General features: G+C 72.1%; 17 protein-coding genes. 8 read left to right on the plus strand and 9 right to left on the minus strand.

The features are described 5' to 3' along the window. Positions 1-205 precede the first annotated feature (205 nt). From FDM97_RS18775 to FDM97_RS18785, 3 genes are read left to right on the plus strand one after another with little or no spacing between them, the layout of a single operon-like run. Positions 206-1,075: an AAA family ATPase gene (locus FDM97_RS18775; protein ID WP_137994898.1), complete on the plus strand. Its 870-nt coding sequence runs from the start codon at positions 206-208 to the stop codon at positions 1,073-1,075. Next, the gene (locus FDM97_RS18780) at positions 1,072-2,445 is read left to right on the plus strand and encodes a vWA domain-containing protein (protein WP_137991550.1); all 1,374 of its coding nucleotides are present in this window, start codon (positions 1,072-1,074) and stop codon (positions 2,443-2,445) included. Before FDM97_RS18775 ends, FDM97_RS18780 begins: the two co-directional genes overlap by 4 nt. A 24-nt stretch (positions 2,446-2,469) precedes the next feature. Continuing rightward, on the plus strand, positions 2,470-2,679 hold the full coding sequence (locus FDM97_RS18785; RefSeq protein WP_137991551.1) for a helix-hairpin-helix domain-containing protein: 210 nt from the start codon (positions 2,470-2,472) through the stop codon (positions 2,677-2,679). Positions 2,680-2,683: 4 nt separating this feature from the next. Here FDM97_RS18785 and dnaK read toward each other — a convergent pair whose 3' ends face one another. Continuing rightward, positions 2,684-4,582 (minus strand): molecular chaperone DnaK, encoded by a 1,899-nt coding sequence (gene dnaK / locus FDM97_RS18790; protein ID WP_137991552.1) that lies wholly within the window; start codon positions 4,580-4,582, stop codon positions 2,684-2,686. A gap of 94 nt (positions 4,583-4,676) precedes the next feature. Here dnaK and FDM97_RS18795 point away from each other — a divergent pair, with 94 nt between their 5' ends. Further along, the gene (locus FDM97_RS18795) at positions 4,677-5,045 is read left to right on the plus strand and encodes a hypothetical protein (RefSeq protein ID WP_137991553.1); all 369 of its coding nucleotides are present in this window, start codon (positions 4,677-4,679) and stop codon (positions 5,043-5,045) included. A 160-nt stretch (positions 5,046-5,205) separates the two neighbouring features. After that, positions 5,206-6,354 (plus strand): baeRF2 domain-containing protein, encoded by a 1,149-nt coding sequence (locus FDM97_RS18800; protein ID WP_137991554.1) that lies wholly within the window; start codon positions 5,206-5,208, stop codon positions 6,352-6,354. 38 nt (positions 6,355-6,392) lie between these two features. Here FDM97_RS18800 and FDM97_RS18805 read toward each other — a convergent pair whose 3' ends face one another. Further along, on the minus strand, positions 6,393-6,596 hold the full coding sequence (locus tag FDM97_RS18805) for a cold-shock protein (protein WP_137991555.1): 204 nt from the start codon (positions 6,594-6,596) through the stop codon (positions 6,393-6,395). 78 nt (positions 6,597-6,674) lie between these two features. Between FDM97_RS18805 and FDM97_RS18810 the strand changes: the two genes are divergently transcribed. Then, entirely contained in the window at positions 6,675-7,259 is a 585-nt protein-coding gene (locus tag FDM97_RS18810) for a nucleosidase (RefSeq protein WP_137991556.1), read from the plus strand. On the opposite strand, the gene FDM97_RS18815 is transcribed toward FDM97_RS18810, so the two are convergent. Further along, positions 7,256-8,242, minus strand: coding sequence for a GlxA family transcriptional regulator (locus tag FDM97_RS18815; protein ID WP_137991557.1), 987 nt, complete (start codon positions 8,240-8,242; stop codon positions 7,256-7,258). The two genes, FDM97_RS18810 and FDM97_RS18815, sit on opposite strands and share 4 nt — an antisense overlap. Positions 8,243-8,294: 52 nt before the next feature. Here FDM97_RS18815 and FDM97_RS18820 point away from each other — a divergent pair, with 52 nt between their 5' ends. After that, the gene (locus FDM97_RS18820) at positions 8,295-8,708 is read left to right on the plus strand and encodes a cupin domain-containing protein (RefSeq protein WP_432816229.1); all 414 of its coding nucleotides are present in this window, start codon (positions 8,295-8,297) and stop codon (positions 8,706-8,708) included. Between the two features lie 3 nt (positions 8,709-8,711). Here the strand turns inward: FDM97_RS18820 and FDM97_RS18825 are convergent, their stop codons facing one another. The 5 genes from FDM97_RS18825 to FDM97_RS18845 form a co-directional block, all read right to left on the minus strand. Next, positions 8,712-9,101 carry a VOC family protein gene (locus FDM97_RS18825; RefSeq protein ID WP_137991558.1) on the minus strand — a complete coding sequence of 130 codons (390 nt, stop codon included), beginning with the start codon at positions 9,099-9,101 and terminating at the stop codon, positions 8,712-8,714. Next, on the minus strand, positions 9,098-9,409 hold the full coding sequence (locus FDM97_RS18830; RefSeq protein WP_137991559.1) for an ArsR/SmtB family transcription factor: 312 nt from the start codon (positions 9,407-9,409) through the stop codon (positions 9,098-9,100). The genes FDM97_RS18825 and FDM97_RS18830 overlap by 4 nt, the downstream gene beginning before the upstream one ends. 70 nt (positions 9,410-9,479) lie before the next feature. Next, complete coding sequence (locus FDM97_RS18835) at positions 9,480-10,652, minus strand: alpha/beta hydrolase family protein (protein WP_137991560.1); 1,173 nt, start codon at positions 10,650-10,652, stop codon at positions 9,480-9,482. A gap of 143 nt (positions 10,653-10,795) precedes the next feature. Continuing rightward, entirely contained in the window at positions 10,796-12,577 is a 1,782-nt protein-coding gene (locus tag FDM97_RS18840) for an alpha/beta fold hydrolase (protein WP_137991561.1), read from the minus strand. Positions 12,578-12,611: 34 nt separating this feature from the next. Beyond that, positions 12,612-14,435 carry an alpha/beta fold hydrolase gene (locus FDM97_RS18845; RefSeq protein ID WP_254705662.1) on the minus strand — a complete coding sequence of 608 codons (1,824 nt, stop codon included), beginning with the start codon at positions 14,433-14,435 and terminating at the stop codon, positions 12,612-12,614. 437 nt (positions 14,436-14,872) lie between these two features. Between FDM97_RS18845 and FDM97_RS18850 the strand changes: the two genes are divergently transcribed. Beyond that, positions 14,873-15,715 carry a hypothetical protein gene (locus FDM97_RS18850; RefSeq protein ID WP_254705663.1) on the plus strand — a complete coding sequence of 281 codons (843 nt, stop codon included), beginning with the start codon at positions 14,873-14,875 and terminating at the stop codon, positions 15,713-15,715. A 10-nt stretch (positions 15,716-15,725) separates the two neighbouring features. On the opposite strand, the gene FDM97_RS18855 is transcribed toward FDM97_RS18850, so the two are convergent. After that, positions 15,726-16,877 (minus strand): PP2C family protein-serine/threonine phosphatase, encoded by a 1,152-nt coding sequence (locus tag FDM97_RS18855; protein WP_137991563.1) that lies wholly within the window; start codon positions 16,875-16,877, stop codon positions 15,726-15,728. Positions 16,878-16,891: the final 14 nt, after the last annotated feature.

Raw genomic sequence — 16,891 nt, forward strand, 5'->3', positions numbered from 1 at the left:
CACCTCCACCGCCGTGACGCCCCGAGCAGCGCACTCTTCCATTGGACCAGCGGCCCCGCGCGACCGCGCGCCGCATCGGCCGGCCCACCCCCGTGACCTTCGCCGCACTTGCGGTCGGGACGGTTGTGGAGCCGTGCGCGAACTGATCAAGTACCACACAGCTACTGGCCAGTACGGAATTCTGCGGCTCCGGGGAGACCACGCCATGACGACCGGGTACTTCACCTCCGTCGACGATGTCGCCGAGCGCCTCGCCGCGGCCGGCTATCTCGCCTCGCCCGCCGTCGCCACCACCGTCTTCCTCGCCGACCGGCTGGGCAAGCCGCTCCTCGTCGAGGGCCCCGCCGGGGTCGGCAAGACCGAGCTGGCCAAGGCCGTCGCCCAGGTCGCGGGCGCCCGTCTGGTCCGGCTCCAGTGCTACGAGGGCGTCGACGAGTCGCGCGCCCTGTACGAGTGGAACCACGCCAAGCAACTGCTGCGCATCACGGCCGGCCGCGACGAGTCCTGGGACGAGACCCGTACGGACATCTTCGGCGAGGAGTTCCTCCTCTCCCGCCCCCTCCTCACCGCGATCCGCTCCGAGGACCCGACGGTGCTGCTCATCGACGAGACCGACAAGGCCGACATCGAGGTGGAGGGGCTGCTTCTCGAGGTGCTCAGCGACTTCCAGATCACCGTTCCCGAGCTCGGCACCATCACGGCGACCCGGCGCCCGTTCGTCGTCCTGACCTCCAACGCCGCCCGCGAGCTGTCCGAGGCGCTGCGGCGCCGCTGCCTCTTCCTTCACATCGGCTTCCCGGAGGAGGAGCTGGAACGCCGGATCGTGACGGCGAAGGTGCCGGGGCTCGACGCGGCCCTCGCGGCGTCGGTGGTACGGGTGGTCGGCGCGCTGCGCGCTATGGACCTGCGGAAGGTGCCGTCGGTCGCGGAGACGATCGACTGGGCCCGTACCCTGCTCGCCCTCGGCGCCGGAACGCTCGACGAGACGGTCGTACGCGACAGTCTGGGCGTCCTCCTCAAACACCAGGACGACATCCTGAAGGCGGCCGCGAAGCTCGATCTGGACGCGGTGTGAGCACGCCGCCGGCGGGGGTGACGGACCGGCTCACCGGTCTCGTGCACGCGCTGCGGGCGCACGGCCTGTCCATCGGCACCGGCGAGAGCGTGGACGCGGGCCACGCCCTGGAGGCCGTGGGCTTCGCCGACCGGGAACGGATGCGGGAGGCGCTCGCCGCCACGCTGCTCCACAAGGAGGGGCAACGCGCGCTCTTCGACCGGGTCTTCGACCTGTACTTTCCGCTCACCGACGGGCGGGAGACGGAGCCGGCCGACGAGGCGTTCGACACGGCCGCGCTGCGGGAGCGGCTGGCCGCCGCGCTGGCCTCCGACGACCGGCAGGCGCTGACGCGGCTGGCGGGCGAGGCGGTGGGCGGCCTCGGCGGGTACGGCTCCGCACCGGACTCCGACGGCTGGTCCTCGTACCAGACGCTCGCCCGGCTGCGCCCCGAGACACTGCTCGCCCGTGTACGGGCCATGCTGGGGGAAGCCGCCGTGGACGGACCGGAGTTCACCGACCGGCTGACGGACGACGAGATCCGGCGCCGTATCGAGGCCTTCCGGGAGCGGGTACGGACGGAGGCGCGCCGGCGGGTCGCCGAGCGGCAGGGCCGGGACCGGGTCGCGCGGCGCGCGGTGGCGGGCACCGCGGACAGCGTCGACTTCCTGCTCGCGGGCCGGGACCGGCTGGACGAACTGCGCGCGACGGTGCGGCCGCTGGCACGGAAGCTCGCGACCCGTCTCGCGGCCCGGCGACGGCGCGCCGCGCGCGGGCAGATCGATCTGCGGCGGACGCTGCGCGGCTCGCTGTCGACCGGGGGCGTACCGATGCGGCCGGTGCTGCGGCGCCGCCGTCCGGGGCGCCCGGAGCTCGTCCTGCTCTGCGACGTGTCGGGGTCCGTCGCGGGGTTCGCGAACTTCACCATGCTGCTGGTCCAGGCGCTGCACGACCAGTTCAGCAGGGTACGGGTGTTCGCCTTCGTCAACCGGGTCGACGAGGTGACCGACCTGATCGCCCGGGGCTCGGCCGACCCGGCGGGCCTCGGCGCGCGCATCCTCGACGAGGCCGAGGTGACCGGCTGGCACGGGCAGAGCGACTACGGGACCGCGCTGGGCGAGTTCGCCGAGCGGTACGCCGACGCCGTCGGCCCGCGCACCGCGGTCTTCGTCCTCGGCGACGCCCGGACGAACATGAGCGACCCGAACCTCCCGGCGCTGAAGCTCATCGCTGACCGGGCCCGCCGCGTCCACTGGCTCAACCCCGAGGCGCCCTCGCTCTGGTCGACGGGCGACTCGGCCGCACTCGCCTACGCCGAGCTGGTCGAGATGCACCCGTCCCGCAACGCGCGGCAGCTGGGCGAACTGATCGGCCGGCTGCTGCCGGTCTGACTCCGTACGTGCCACCATCGCGGCATGACGAAGCCGAACGAGTCACCGGGCACGGACCCTCCACGCGGCATCGGCGCGCCCGCCACCCGGGCGCTCACCGCGGCCGGGTACACCACGCTCGAAGAGCTCGCCGGAGTGCCCGAGAGCGAACTCCTCGCACTGCACGGCGTGGGACCCGGAGCGCTGACCGTGCTTCGGGAGGTCATGGCGGAACGAGGCCTGTCCTTCCGCTGACGCCTCAGGCCCCGCCGCCCTTCCTCCGTTCGTCCTCGTCGTCGACGATCTCGGCGTCGACGACCTCGTCCTCGTCGCCGCCACCCCCGTCGGCTTTGGCCTCGCCGTGCGGGGCCTCTCCGCCGGCGGCCTGGGCGGCCCGCGCGTCGGCGTACATGGCCTGGCCGAGCTTCTGGGAGACGGCCGCGACCTTCTCGGTGGCGGTACGGATCTCCGCCGTCCGGTCTCCTTCGGCGGACTCCTCCTTGAGCTTCTCCTTCAGCTCGGCGACGGCGGTCTCGACCTCGGCCTTGACCTCACCGGGGACCTTGTCCTCGTTGTCCTTGAGGAACTTCTCCGTCTGGTAGACCAGCTGCTCGCCCTGGTTACGGGTCTCGGCGGCCTCGCGACGACGGTGGTCCTCGTCCGCGTACTGCTCGGCCTCCTGGCGCATCCGGTCGACCTCGTCCTTCGGCAGCGAGGAGCCACCGGTGACGGTCATCTTCTGCTCCTTGCCCGTGCCCAGGTCCTTCGCGGTCACGTGCATGATGCCGTTGGCGTCGATGTCGAACGCGACCTCGATCTGCGGCACACCACGCGGGGCCGGCGGCAGACCGGTCAGCTCGAACATCCCGAGCTTCTTGTTGTACGCCGCGATCTCACGCTCGCCCTGGTAGACCTGGATCTGCACCGACGGCTGGTTGTCCTCGGCCGTCGTGAAGATCTCGGACCGCTTGGTCGGGATCGTGGTGTTGCGCTCGATCAGCTTGGTCATGATGCCGCCCTTGGTCTCGATACCAAGCGACAGCGGCGTCACGTCCAGCAGCAGGACGTCCTTGACCTCACCCTTCAGCACACCGGCCTGCAGCGCGGCACCGATGGCGACGACCTCGTCCGGGTTCACACCCTTGTGCGGGTCCTTGCCCGTCAACTCCCTGACCAGTTCCGTGACCGCGGGCATGCGCGTCGATCCGCCGACGAGGATCACATGGTCGACGTCGGACACCTTGATCTTGGCGTCCCGCACCGCCTGGTGGAACGGCGCCTTGCAGCGCTCAAGGAGGTCGGCGGTCAGCTGCTCGAACTGAGCGCGCGTCAGACGCTCGTCCAGGTGCAGCGGGCCCTCCGCGGACGCACTCACATACGGCAGGTTGATCGACGTCTCCGTCGCCGCCGACAGCTCGATCTTCGCCTTCTCCGCGGCCTCCCGCAGACGCTGCACCGCCATCTTGTCCTTGGCCAGGTCCACGCCGTAGCCGTTCTTGAACTGCTTCACGAGGTGGTCGACGATCCGCTGGTCCCAGTCGTCACCGCCCAGGTGGGTGTCACCGTTGGTGGCCTTCACCTCGACCAGTCCCTCGCCGATCTCCAGGAGGGACACGTCGAAGGTGCCGCCACCGAGGTCGAAGACCAGGATGGTGTGGTCGTTCTCCTTGTCCAGGCCGTAGGCGAGCGCCGCGGACGTCGGCTCGTTGATGATCCGCAGGACGTTCAGACCGGCGATCTCGCCGGCCTCCTTCGTCGCCGTGCGCTGGCTGTCGTTGAAGTACGCGGGCACGGTGACGACCGCGTCCGTGACGTCCTCGCCCAGATAGGCCTCGGCGTCCCGCTTCAGCTTCTGCAGCACACGCGCCGAGATCTCCTGCGCGGTGTACCGCCGGCCGTCGATGTCCCCGCTCTCCGGGAAGCGCCACTGCGCGTCGCCGACATGGCGCTTGACCGACCGCGCGGTGCGCTCCACGTTGGTCACGGCCTGCCGCTTGGCGACCTCGCCGACCAGCACCTCGCCCTTCTTCGCGAAGGCGACCACGGACGGCGTGGTCCGGGCGCCCTCGGTGTTCGTGACGACCGTGGGTTCGCCGCCCTCCAGGACGGACACCACCGAGTTCGTCGTTCCGAGGTCGATACCGACTGCGCGTGACATGGCCCTCTCCTCAGCCCGGTCCCCGTCTGGCACCTACCCATACGCGGCCCGATCATGGAAGGAGATTGTCGTCGTGAACGGTCGGTGAGGCGTCATGGCCAGGGTCTCGGTGGAAGGCACGGACATCGTCGTCCGGCTGTCCCTGCGGGAGACACTGGCCGCCCGCCGCCGCACGGTGCGGGTGCCGCTGTCCGCCCTGCGCGAGGTGCGCGTCGAACCGGACTGGTGGCGCGCCCTGCGCGGACTGCGGGGCAGAGGTCTCTGGATCCCCGACCGGCTGTGCGTGGGTGTCCGCGTCCTTCCGGACGGTCGCGATTTCGCGGCGGTGAAGCCGGGCGAGCCTGTGGTCTGCGTCGAGCTGCGGCGCGACGCCGCTTTCGGCCGCCTTGCCGTCACCGACCCGGATCCGCAGCGGGCGGTGCGCGAGCTCCGCCCGTACGCGCCCACGGACCGGCTGGACTGACTCCGGCACCGGCCGTTTGGCACGGGGAGCGAGGGGCATCCGCGCGATGTGGACGGCCCCTGACCGCTGAGCGGGATCCGGCGGTCACCACGCTCCGTACGGAATCGGGGACCGTCCGCACAAGCCGGCTGTACCGGACTCCACGCGTCTGGGGGACATCATGGAACTCGGCTTCCTCAAGCCTCTCTTCGCCCGGCCCGGCCCATGGGCCTCTGTGTACATCGAGACGACCCGCGCCACCGAGGACGCGGCGAAGATACAGAAGCTTCGCGAGCGCTCCATCGCCACGCAGCTCATCGACGCGGGCGCCGACGGCTACACCACGAAGGCGGTCATGGCGCGGCTGGCCCACGAGCCCGTCGCCGGGACACCGCCGGGCCGGGCCCTGTTCGCCGCGGGCGCCGAGGTCGTCCTGGACGTCCCGCTCGCCGTTCCCCCGCCCGCAGGCGAGGCGACGTGGTCCGTCCTGCCCCATGTGGCGCCGCTGGCCGCCCTGCGCGGCGACGCGCCCGCCTGCCTGGTGGCGTACATCGACCGCACGGGCGCCGATCTGGAGCTGCGCGACGGCCAGAGCCGCGCAAGCATGGGCCAGGCGCAGGGCAAGGAGTGGCAGGGCCGCGGACACCGCAGCATTCCCGCGGACCGGTACGAATGGCACTACCGGAACAAGGTCGAGAACACCTGGAACGAGACCGCCGACACCATCGCGGCCGAGATCGTGCAGCAGTGGCCGCAGAGCGGCGCCGAGCTCCTGGTCCTGACCGGCGACCCCCGTGAGCGCAGGGCCGTGTACAACCGGCTGCCCGAGCGCGTCCAGGACGTCACCGTCGAGGCGGAGGGCGGCGGCCGGTCACCCGGCGCCTCGCCGTCGGGCCTCGACCGCGAGATCGCGCAGGCCTGCGAGACGTACACGCGGGAACGGCTCCGCAGGGCGCTCGAACGCTTCCACCGGGGGCGGGGCAAGCCGGGCGAGCACCGTGAGTCGTCCGTCGACACCGGGCCCGGGGAGGCCGCGGAGGGGATTCCGGCCGTCGTGGACGCGGCGCGCAACCACCAGGTGGCGACGTTGCTGATCACCCCCGAGGCCTCCGACGGGGGCCGCCAGGTCTGGATCGGCCCGGGCGTCGACGAGGTGGCCGTGCAGCGCGGCGAGGCGCGGGCCATGGGTGTTCCCCGGCCCGAGCAGGCGCGCGCGGACGACGCGGTCCTGCGGGCCGCCGCGGCCGCCGACTGCGACGTGCTCCTGGTCCCCGAGGGGATGCGGGGCCCGGCGGGCGGCCTGGGGGCGGTGCTGCGCTGGACTATGTGAGCGCTGGACTGTGCGAGCGCTGGACTATGTGACCTCTGTCAGGCCGGGGTGACGTTCTCGGCCTGGGGGCCCTTCGGGCCCTGGACGACGGTGAACTCGACCTTCTGTCCCTCGGTGAGCTCGCGGAACCCGGTCGTCGCGATGGCCGAGTAGTGGACGAAGACGTCAGGGCCGCCCTCGTCCTGGGCGATGAAGCCGAAGCCCTTCTCCGCGTTGAACCACTTCACTGTTCCGGTTGCCATGGTGATCTCCTTGGCGCATACGGACACCTCCATCGTCTCTCAGCACGGCCGGGAAGTCCCGGCAGGTAGCTTTGGGGCATGGAACTCATCGGAGAGATCACGGCCGACCGGCCCCTGCTCGTCCTGGCCGTCAAGGAGGAGGCGCAGTTCCTCGACACGGACCTGCCGATCCTGCTGACCGGGATGGGCAAGGTGAACGCGGCGACCTCGCTCGCGACGGTACTGGGCCGGGGGCCGCGCCCGTCCGGTGTCGTGAACCTCGGGACCGCCGGGGCGCTGCGACCTGGGTGGACGGGGACGCACGTCGTGGGCACGGTGATCCAGCACGATCTCGACGGCGAGCTGCTCGCGACGCTGACCGGCGAGACCTACGGGGACCCGCTGACCCTCCCGGACGGGGGTGACGTGACCCTGGCCACGGGCGACGCCTTCATCTCCGACGAGGCGGCCCGGGCCCGGCTCGCCGCCCGGGCGCCGCTGGTCGACATGGAGGCCTACGCCCTGGCGACGGCCGCCGGTCTCGCGGGGGTGCCGATGAGGATCGTCAAGCATGTGAGCGACGAGGCGGGCGACGGCGCGGCCAGGACCTGGCGGGAGTCGGTCGCCGACTGTGCCCGGGCGCTCGCGGACTGGGCGGCGGAGCACACTCCGTACCGCTCCTAGGGTGTCGGCGCCGTCGGTCCGAAGCGGCGACGGTACGCGGACGGGGAGAGCCCGGTCTCGCGGTTCATCAGGGCGCGCAGGTTGGCGGCGGTGCCGAGGCCGCTGGTGCGGGCGACGACGTCGAAGCGGGACTCACCGCGCTCGATGAGCCGGCAGGCCAGGGCCACCCGCTCGCCGGTGAGCCAGGCGAGCGGGGTGGTGCCGAGCTGGGCCCGGAACCGGCGGTGGAGCGTGGCCGGGCTGACGGCCGCGTGGGCCGCGAGGCCGGCGACGGTCAGCGGGGAGCCGAGGCGTTCCTGCGCCCAGGCCAGCAGCGGGGCGAGGGACTCGTCGGGTGTGTCGGGGACCGGGCGCTCCACGAACTGGCGCTGTCCGCCGTCGCGGTGGGCGGCGAACACGAGGCGGCGGCTGACGGCGTTGGCGACCTCCGCGCCGTGGTCGCGGCGGACGACGTGGAGCCCGAGGTCGAGGGCGGCGGCGCTGCCGGCGGCGGTGAGGATGTCGCCGTCGTCGACGAACAGGACGTCCGGTTCGAGCCGTACGGAGGGGAAGCGGGCGCGGAAGGACTCCGCCCACTGCCAGTGGGCGGTGGCCCGCCGTCCGTCGAGGACCCCGGCCTCGGCGAGGGTGAAGGCGCCGCTGCAGAAACCGATCAGGCGCGCGCCGCGCGCGTGGGCGCGGCGGATCGCGTCGAGCACGGCGGGGCGGCGGGGTACCTCGACGTCGGGGCGGTTGGGGACGATCAGGGTCTGCGCGGTGTCGGCCGCTTCGAGCCCGGCGACGCCCGTGAGGGTGAAGAAGCCGTCCCGCATGAGGGTGCGGGGCTCGGGCGAGCAGAGTCGGAAGTCGTACAGGTCGCGGCCGAGCTCGGGGCGGCGCAGACCGAAGACCTCGGTGGCGCAGCCGAGTTCGAAGGGGTTGGAGTTCGCGTCGACGATCACGACGACCCGGTGCGCTCCGTGATGCGAGGATCCTTGCGGCATATGCTATTTCTAGCACTCACGCCGGGTGGCGGGCAGCGGCCAGGATGGCCCCATGAGCCAGAACACGCCTGTGAACAGCGACCCCATCGCCCTCGCCAAGGCCCTCGCCTCCTTCGACGAGCTGTGGAGTCCCCGCATCGTGACGCGGGTGAACGACTACGACGTGCGCGTCGCGAAGGTGGCGGGCGAGCACGTGTGGCACGCCCACGACGACACCGACGAGTTCTTCCTCGTCCTCGACGGCGAGCTGCACATCTCGCTGCGGGAGGCCGGGGCGGAGCGCACGGTGTCGCTCCCGCGGGGGTCGGTCTTCACCGTCCCCAAGGGCGTGGAGCACCGCCCGTACGCCCCGTCCGGAGCGTCGATCCTGCTCTTCGAGCCGACGGGCACGCTCTCGGTGGGCGACCGGCACGACGAGATCCCGGACCACGTCGACGCGACGACGGGCCACGCGCTCGGGGCGTGAGGCTCACACCGCCTGGTGGGCGATCTGGATGAGATTGCCACAGGTGTCGTCGAACACCGCGGTCGTCACCGGCCCCATGTCGAGCGGCTCCTGGGTGAACCGCACGCCGAGCTCGCGCAGCCGCCCGAACTCGGCGTGCACGTCGTCGACGGCGAACGAGGTGTACGGAATCCCGTCCTTGACCAGGGCTTCCTTGAACGGCACCACGGCGGGGTGACCGCTGGGCTCGAGGACCAACTGGGTGCCCTCGGGCTCCTCGGGGGACACGACGGTGATCCAGCGGTCCTCCCCGAGCGGGATGTCGGCCTGCTTCACGAAGCCGAGTACGTCGGTGTAGAAGCGCAGCGCTTTGTCCTGGTCGTCGACGAAGACGCTGGCGAGGTTGATCCTCATGGGGACTCCTGGGGGTCGTGCGAAGGGTCGCGCTCGGGGCGCCTGATCCACCGCTCGGTGATGTGCTCCAGCGGGGCGGTGTCGAGGTTGTGGAATTTGTACCGGCCCTCGCGCCGGGTGACGACGAGACCCGCCGACTCGAGCACGGCGAGGTGCTGCGACACCGCCTGGCGGGACAGTGACAGCTGGTGCTTCATCGCCAGGCGGGCGCAGATCTCGAACAGGGTCTGCTCGGGCCGCTCCGCGAGCTCGTCGAGGATGGTCCGGCGGGTCGGATCGGAGAGGGCCTTGAACACATCATCTTCCACACCCCCACCATAGGCAAGTCTTCACTTGCCTATCAACCCAGTCCCTCTCTCGGCCGGGGCCGCCCCGGGCTCACGGGGTGTGGAACCGTGCCTCCGGGTGGGCGGGGGTCGGGCCGGTCAGGACCGGTTGGGGGGTGGCGCGGAGGTGTTCGTCGAAGAAGGCGGCGACGAAGGTACGGGTGAGGGTGATCGCGCGGTCGGCGGGCAGTGGGGGCTGGGGCAGGCCGAAGTGGCTCAGGACGACCGGGCTGTCGGAGAAGGTGAAGTGTTCGGAACCGGAGACGGTCACCCAGCGCTTCCAGCCGTCCAGTGTCGGCCAGGTGCTGTCCCAGGTCGTGTCGGTGCCGCCCGGGCGGTGCACCGCGTCGTCCGTGCCGAGCATCATGAAGGGGCGTCCGCGCAGGCCCTTCGCGGGGAGTCGGTCCCAGAACGCGCCGTCCATGTTGATCCCCGCGTCGATGCGGGGATCGGCCGCCATGGCGGTGGCCGCGGCCGCGCCGCCGATCGAGTGGCCTGCCATGCCGACACGGGTTCCGTCGATCACGCGGGAGTACCGCCACGCCGGGTCGCGCCCGGTCAGCCGGTCCAGGACGAACGTCATGTCCGCCGCCCGCGCCGCGGTCACGCGGCCCGGGTCGGCACCGTGCTCGTCGACCGCCTCGCAGGCCACGCACGTGAGCATCCGTCCGCCCGGGACGGCGATGCCGTACGACTCGTAGGCGTGGTCGACGGAGGCGACGACGTATCCGCGGGAGGCGAGGTCCTCGGCGAGGTGGGTGAGGGTGTAGCGGGAGACGCCGAAACCGGGCGAGAGAAGGACCAGGGGGTGCCGTCCGGACGCGGGGCGGACGTCGACCCTGCTGTTGGTGCGCGTACCGGCCAACTCCCGGGCGGGCACGGCCGATTCGATGCCCATCCCCTGGACGAGAAGCCGTGTCTCCTCCGTGGTGGCGTACCCGGCGTGCCGCCCGCCGCCGGCGCGGGCCGCCGGGTAGTGCACGGTGACCATCAGTTCGCGCCCGCCGGCCTCGGGAACCCAGGGGTCGGGGCGGGACCGGTCGACGAGGTGGAGCACGGAACTGCCGACGGCGTACGGGCCGGTGGGAGTGGGCAGTCGAGGACGCGAGGCGGCCACCGCGACCGCGGCGTCGGGGACGGGCTCGGCGGCGGCGGGCGCGGCGGCCGGTAAGACGAGGGCGCAGGCGAGTACGGCGACCGAGGCCGCCCGAGTGATCTGGACCATGCCCGGGAGGCTACGACCGCCCCGCCGCGCCCCGCATCCGCCCAGGGGCGCACGTTCCCCCGCCCGCGTCAGACCGAGGTCGCACGACAGGGTGGGGCCGGGAACCGCCCCGGTCCCACCCCACCCCGCCTCGCCGCGCCCCCTTACGACAGCGGCAGATCCAGGTACGTCGGATCCGCGGCCGTCGACCGCACGTCGATCCGTGTGCGGTCGATGCTCGCGTCCGCGTACAGCTGGTCGCGGCTGGCGAGGACCAGCATCAGCCGGTGTCCCGCCGGGATGTCGTACGCCGCCGCCTGGAGGTCGATGTCGGTGGTCACGGGCTCGTTCGGGGTGACTCCGAGGAAGGTCTTCGGCTCGTGCGTGATGATGCGGGCCGTGCCGAGCACCGGGTCGACGTCGAAGAGGTAGGCGACGAGCGTCGCCGAGGCCGCGGACGGGGTGAAGGTGAGATGCAGCCGTGGGACGCCGCGCACGCTCTTGACCGACGGGAGCACGGGCGTCTTCCAGACCGCCGCGTGCCGCCGGTCGAACCAACGGGTCCGATAGGTCACGGGAGTTCCGTAGACCTCGGCCGCCCCGGTCGTCACCGGGTTCTCGGCCGCCGTGAAGCCGGCGTCGGCGCCGGCCGTGAACGGTCGCTCCCAGGTGGGCGCGACGCCCTGCGACAGCTCCCCGTCCTCCGGGTGGAGGAAGTCCGGCTTCGAGGCGGGCTTGAGGTGCAGCCGCTCGGTGGAGCCGGTGACGTCGGCCCACGCCTTGCGCTCCTCCACCTCCGCCGGCTCCACGATGATCCGGGAGATCGGCGGCAGGTTGGGCACGGTGACGGGCACCGGCAGCGGGACGGTGGTGTAGGTGAACATCACCTCGTTGGCGACCTCCGGCAGCGTGTCGACGCCGTTCTCCTCGCCGAGGAGATGGTGGGCGAGCCAGCGGTAGCCCTCGTCGACGACACGGTTGGGCAGTCCCGCCAGGCCGAGGAGTTCGGCCCCGCTGTGGTCGCCGATGGAGAGCAGCAGCCGCTTGGGGCCGGTGAGCCGCTGGAACATGTCCAGGGTCTGGTTGACCGGGCAGAGCGTCTCGTGCCAGTGCCCGCCGATGAGGAGCGGCACCCGCCGGGTGTTGATGGCCTCGACGTGCGTGACCGGTGAGCGTGGCGTCGCCCACGCCATGACCTCGCCCATGTCGCGGTGGGCGAAGAAGTTGTCGAACTGCGCCTGCGTCGCCGCGTCGAAGCGGCCGATCGTCTCGCCCCGCTCGTTCTTCGTGGCGGCCAGGAGCGCCTGGAACGTACGGATCCGGCGCGTGTGGTTCTCGTACATGCACGAGGCCAGATCCGACCAGCCGCTGAGCGCGACCACCGCGTCGACGCGCTCGTCGCGCGCGGCGGCGATGCAGCTGATTCCGGCGCCGTAGGAGTCGCCGAAGAAGCCGACCTTGGTGGGCTCGGCGCCGGTCCGCAGGGTGGCCCAGTCGATCGCGGCGGACGCGTCGTCCCAGTCGTCCTCGCCGCAGACGCCGATGAAGCCGCCGGACCCGAAGAAGCCGCGCGGCTGGTAGGCCAGGACGTTGTAGCCCTGGAGGGAGAGCTTGAAGGCCAGGATCGCGAACGCCTGCCAGGGCGCGCCCCAGGCGGAGGGGATGACGACCAGGGGCCGCGGCTGCTCGTCGCGGTGGCGCCAGAAGCCGCCGTCCAGGACGACGCCGTCCTCGCGCCGGATCGTGGCACGTTCCCAGAGCGCGATCCGGGTGAAGCCGGCGACGTCGTCGGCCAGGGACTCCGGGAGGCCCGCCGTGAGGGAGGCGGCAGCGCCGGGCCTCAGGGCCGCGAGGAGCGGCTCCCAGACCTCCTGGGGCGCGCCGATCCGGGTGAGCGCCACGGTCGGGGTGACGGCGCCGTCGTGCTGCTCGTACTCGTCCTGCATGGGTCTTCCTTCGCTGTGTGCGGGTACGGGGGCGTCAGCCGAGCGGCAGGTCGAGGAAGGCGGGGTCGCCCTCCGGAGAGCCGAGGTCGGTGCGGGTCCAGGCGACGGAGGCGTCTGCGTACAGCGGGTCCTTGCTGTCGACGACGAGCATCAGCCGGTGTCCGGCGGGGATGTCGTACGCGGCCGCCTGCAGCGCCCACTCCACCGTGGTCTCCTCACCGGGGTTGAGTCCGTGGAGGTTGAACGGCTCGTGCGTGATGATCCGGGCCGAGTCGTCCGCGGCGACGTCGAGGAGATGGGCGAACAGGCTCGCGGAGTGCGCGGTGCTGCGGGCGGTCAGGCGCAGCCTCGGGACGCCACGGACGCGCCGGCCCTCGGCGAGCGGTTCGCTCGTCCAGACCACGGCGTGGGCGCGGTCGATCTTGCGGGTGTCGTAGATCTTGGGGTTGCCGCCCCACTCCGCCTTGCCGGTCTGCATGATCGCGTCCATGGCGGTGGCCTCGGTGTCCACGCCGGCGACGAACCCACGCTCCCAGCCGGTCTCCTCGCCCTGGACGAGCCGGCCGTCGGCTCCCTGCCCGCCGTCGCCGGTCAGTCCGAACCGCTCGGTGCGCGTGGTGACCTCGGCCCAGTCGGCGCGGCTCTCGCGGAGCGCCGGTTCGACGATCCGGTGCTGTCCGGTCGGTTCACCGGTCACCGGGTCCAGGACGGGCACCGTCTCGTACGTGAACATGATCTGGCTGCTGACCCGGTCCCAGTCGTCCACCCCGTTCGCCTCGCCCTTGAGATGGCGGTCGAGCCAGTCGTAGGCCTCCGCCAGCGGGGTGTTGTCGGCGACCGGGCCGATCAGTCCGGGTCCTTCGGGGGCGGCGTGGTCGCCGATCCACAGGTTGAGGCGCTTGGGCACCTCCAACCGGTTGAAGGTCGTGAGGACCTCGTTGACCGGGAAGAGACTCTCGTGCCAGGTGTTGGAGAAGAACGTCGGCGTGCCGTGGTTGTTGGTCGCCTCCACGTACGACTCGGGTGCGCGCACGTTCCCCCAGACGACCACGCCCTCCATGTTCCGGTCGGCCTGGAAGTCGGCGAGGATCCGCCGGTTGTCCTCGTCGAACTTCTCCTCGACCGGGCCGCCGGTGAGCGCGAGGAGTGCCTCCACCGCCTTGAGGTGCCGGGTGTTGTGGTCGTACAGGCTGGTGGCGAGGTTGCCCCAGGTGCTGAGCGCCACGACGGTGTCGACGCGCTCGTCGTGGGCGGCGACGAGCTGGCTGATGCCGGAGCCGTACGACTCGCCCAGGAAGCCGATGCTGCCCGGCGCGAGGTGGTCGACGGCGTAGTCGATGACGGTGGAGCCGTCGGCCCAGTCGTTCGGGCCCGCGATGTCGATGAACCCCTCGGAGGTGGAGGGCAGGAAGGGGAAGCCGAGGCCGCGGGGTGTGTACGCGAGGACGTGGTAGCCCTTCCTGGCCAGGGTGAGGTAGGCCCACATGAAGAGCGGCCAGCCGAACGGGTGCCAGCCGGCGGGCACCACGACCAGCGGGTGCGGGCCGGGTGCGATCTGCCGGAGCGTGAAGGCCGAGAGCTTGTAGCCGTCGGGCGTCTCGATCCGGGGGTAGGCGGGGAGCGCGAGGCCCAGCACATGCCGGACGGTCTCGCTCAGGTCGCCCGGCAGCAGACCGTCTCCGCCGCGGGTCTGGAGGGCGGTGGTGAGGGTCTGGCCGAGCCGGACGGCCACCGGGTTGACCGTCCCGTCGGCGGCCCATACGCCGTCGTCGGCGAGCCGGGCGATCTCCGCCGCCGTGATGCCGGGGCTGTCGGAGCCGAAGTCGTTGAACGAACTGAAGGAGTTCTCCTGGGGCACGTGCACCCGTTCCTCTCGTCTGTTCCGCTGTTCTGCTGTTCCAATGTGTCGCTGACCGTCCGCTCTGCGGACGATCGGCCAAGCCAAACGCATTGCGGACAGAGGCACCAGAGAGCGCATGAACAGCGCACGAGGCACTGAAACAGGGCATGAACGACACCGGTTGCCCGGTTTTCCACGTTTCGGACGGGCGGCCCCCGTGGGCACACGGACGGTGACGGTCCGGTCCCCCCGTGCGGCCGGCCGGTGGCGAGACCATCCTGGAGGGGTGGGCCCCGCCCGGAGACCGCACGGCGGTGCGGGTGGTGCTCCTGTGCGCCCCCGATGCGGACGTGAGCGCCGGGCCGCGTTCCGAGCAGGATGCCCACGGGATGTGCGGTGCCCGTGTCGCGCGTCGGGTGCGGTCGGGTGCCGCCGGTTCGAGGGAGGCGGGGCGCATGAGCGGGTCCGGGTCCGGCACAGGCAGCGCGGGCGGCATGGGCGACATGGGGAACACGGTCGGCAAGGCGCGGTTCGACGACATCTACGACCAGCCCGACCCACGGGCGTACTTCCGGCGCCTCGCACCGCTGGAGTACGAGATTCCGCAGCAGGCCCAGGCCGCCTTCCGGCGCGCGGCGGCCGAGCGGGAGGGCGGCACGGTGCTCGATCTGTGCTGTTCGTACGGGATCAACGCCGCCCTGCTCAACCACGACGTCACGCTGGCCGAGCTGTACGCGCGCTATACCGACCCGTCGGTCCATGAGCTGACATCCGCCGAACTCGCGGTGCTGGACAAGGAGTTCTACGCCGCCAGGCGCCGCGACGACGCGGCCCCGGTCATCGGCCTCGACGTCGCGGGGCACGCGCTGCGGTACGCCCGCGAGGTCGGGCTCCTGGACGACGCCTTCGCGGAGAACCTGGAGGAGGGCGCGCCGCCGAGCCCGCGGCTGCGGGCGGCGATGGCCGACGTCGGCCTGATCACGCTGACCGGCGGCGGGAGCTATCTCACCCGGCGCACCTTCGCCGCGCTCCTTGAATGGGCCGGGCGGCCGGTGCGGGTGAGCGCCTTCGTGCTGCGTACGGTCTCCTACCGGCCGATCGCCGACTGTCTGGCGGAGTACGGGCTGCGGACCGTCGCCGATCCCTCGCGGACCTATCCGCAGCGGCTGTTCACCGACGCGCGCGAGCAGCGTTTCGCCGTCGAGGCGGTGCGGGCGCTGGGGGCGGATCCGGCGGGGCGGGAGTCGGCGGGCCGGTTCCACACCGTGCTGTACGAGTCGGTTCCGGAGGCCGGCTGAGCGCGGCGCGTCAGCGGGACGGCTCGGCGGCGGCCTCCGGAGCGGGTACGGCGGAGGGCTCCGGTCTCCGTACGACGAGCATCGCGGCCACGTCGTCGTCGAGCCCGTTGGCGCCGTAGGCGGCCAGGTCCGTGTGGAGCAGCGCCGGGAGGCGTGCGCCCGGCTCCGTCACCCAGTGGCACATCCGGGCCTCCAGGGGGTAGAAGGTGCCGGCCTTGTCCCGGGTCTCGCTCACCCCGTCCGTGAACAGCAGCAGCCGGTCCCCCGGTCCGAAGGGCACCTCCTCCACCCGGTGGCGCGCGTCGAGGAGGCCCGCGAGATTGACCGGCAGGGAGGGGTCGGTGAGCTCGACGGGCCGTACACGGGTGCCGTGCTGGAGCAGCGGGGCGGGGTGGCCGCAGCTGAGGACGCGTGCGACGTCCGTGTCGTCGGGGATCTCGACGAGGAGGACGGTGGCGAAGCGTTCGGCGGCGTCGGAGTCCGGGTCCCAGGCTCCGTAGCGGCCCAGGCCCTCCTCCAGCCGGTCGGCGAGGACGGAAAGGTCAGGGGCTTCGTTGACGGCGGCGCGGAAGGAGCCCAGCAGTACGGAGGCGGTCTCCACCGCGCCCAGGCCCTTGCCCTGGACGTCGCCGAGTATCAGCCGTACGGCGCCGGGCACCTGGACCGCCTCGTAGAAGTCGCCTCCGATACGGGCCTTGGCGGCGGCCGCCACGTACAGCAGGTGGAGGTCGACGGGGCCGAGCCGGGGCGGCAGGGGGCGGAGCACCACCCGCTGGACGACCTCGGCGACGGCGGTGAGCTCGCGCAGGTCCCGCTCGTAGCGCAGCCGGACCCGGCTGACCCAGACGGCGACCGCCGTCGCCGACGCGAGGACCACCACGCCGGCGAGGATGTCGGGGACGAACGGCTCTCCCCTGTTCACGCCGAGCAACGCGCCGAGCACCACGGCGACGAGGCCGATGACGGCGGTCCCCCGGACGCTCCAGGTGACGGCGGCGAGCGCGGGCGCGGCGACGAGCAACCGGTCGAAGCGCTCACGGTCCGGGGTGAGCAGGTCGATGAGCACCGTCAGCACCATGACCAGGACCGGCAGCGCGCGGCCGATGTTGATCTGTGTGCGCGGCCGGGTCCAGCGGAGGCCACGATGATCGGCTGAGGGCATTTCGTGATCGTACG

Origin of the sequence: Streptomyces vilmorinianum (genome assembly GCF_005517195.1) — a bacterium.
GTDB classification, from domain to species: domain Bacteria; phylum Actinomycetota; class Actinomycetes; order Streptomycetales; family Streptomycetaceae; genus Streptomyces; species Streptomyces vilmorinianum.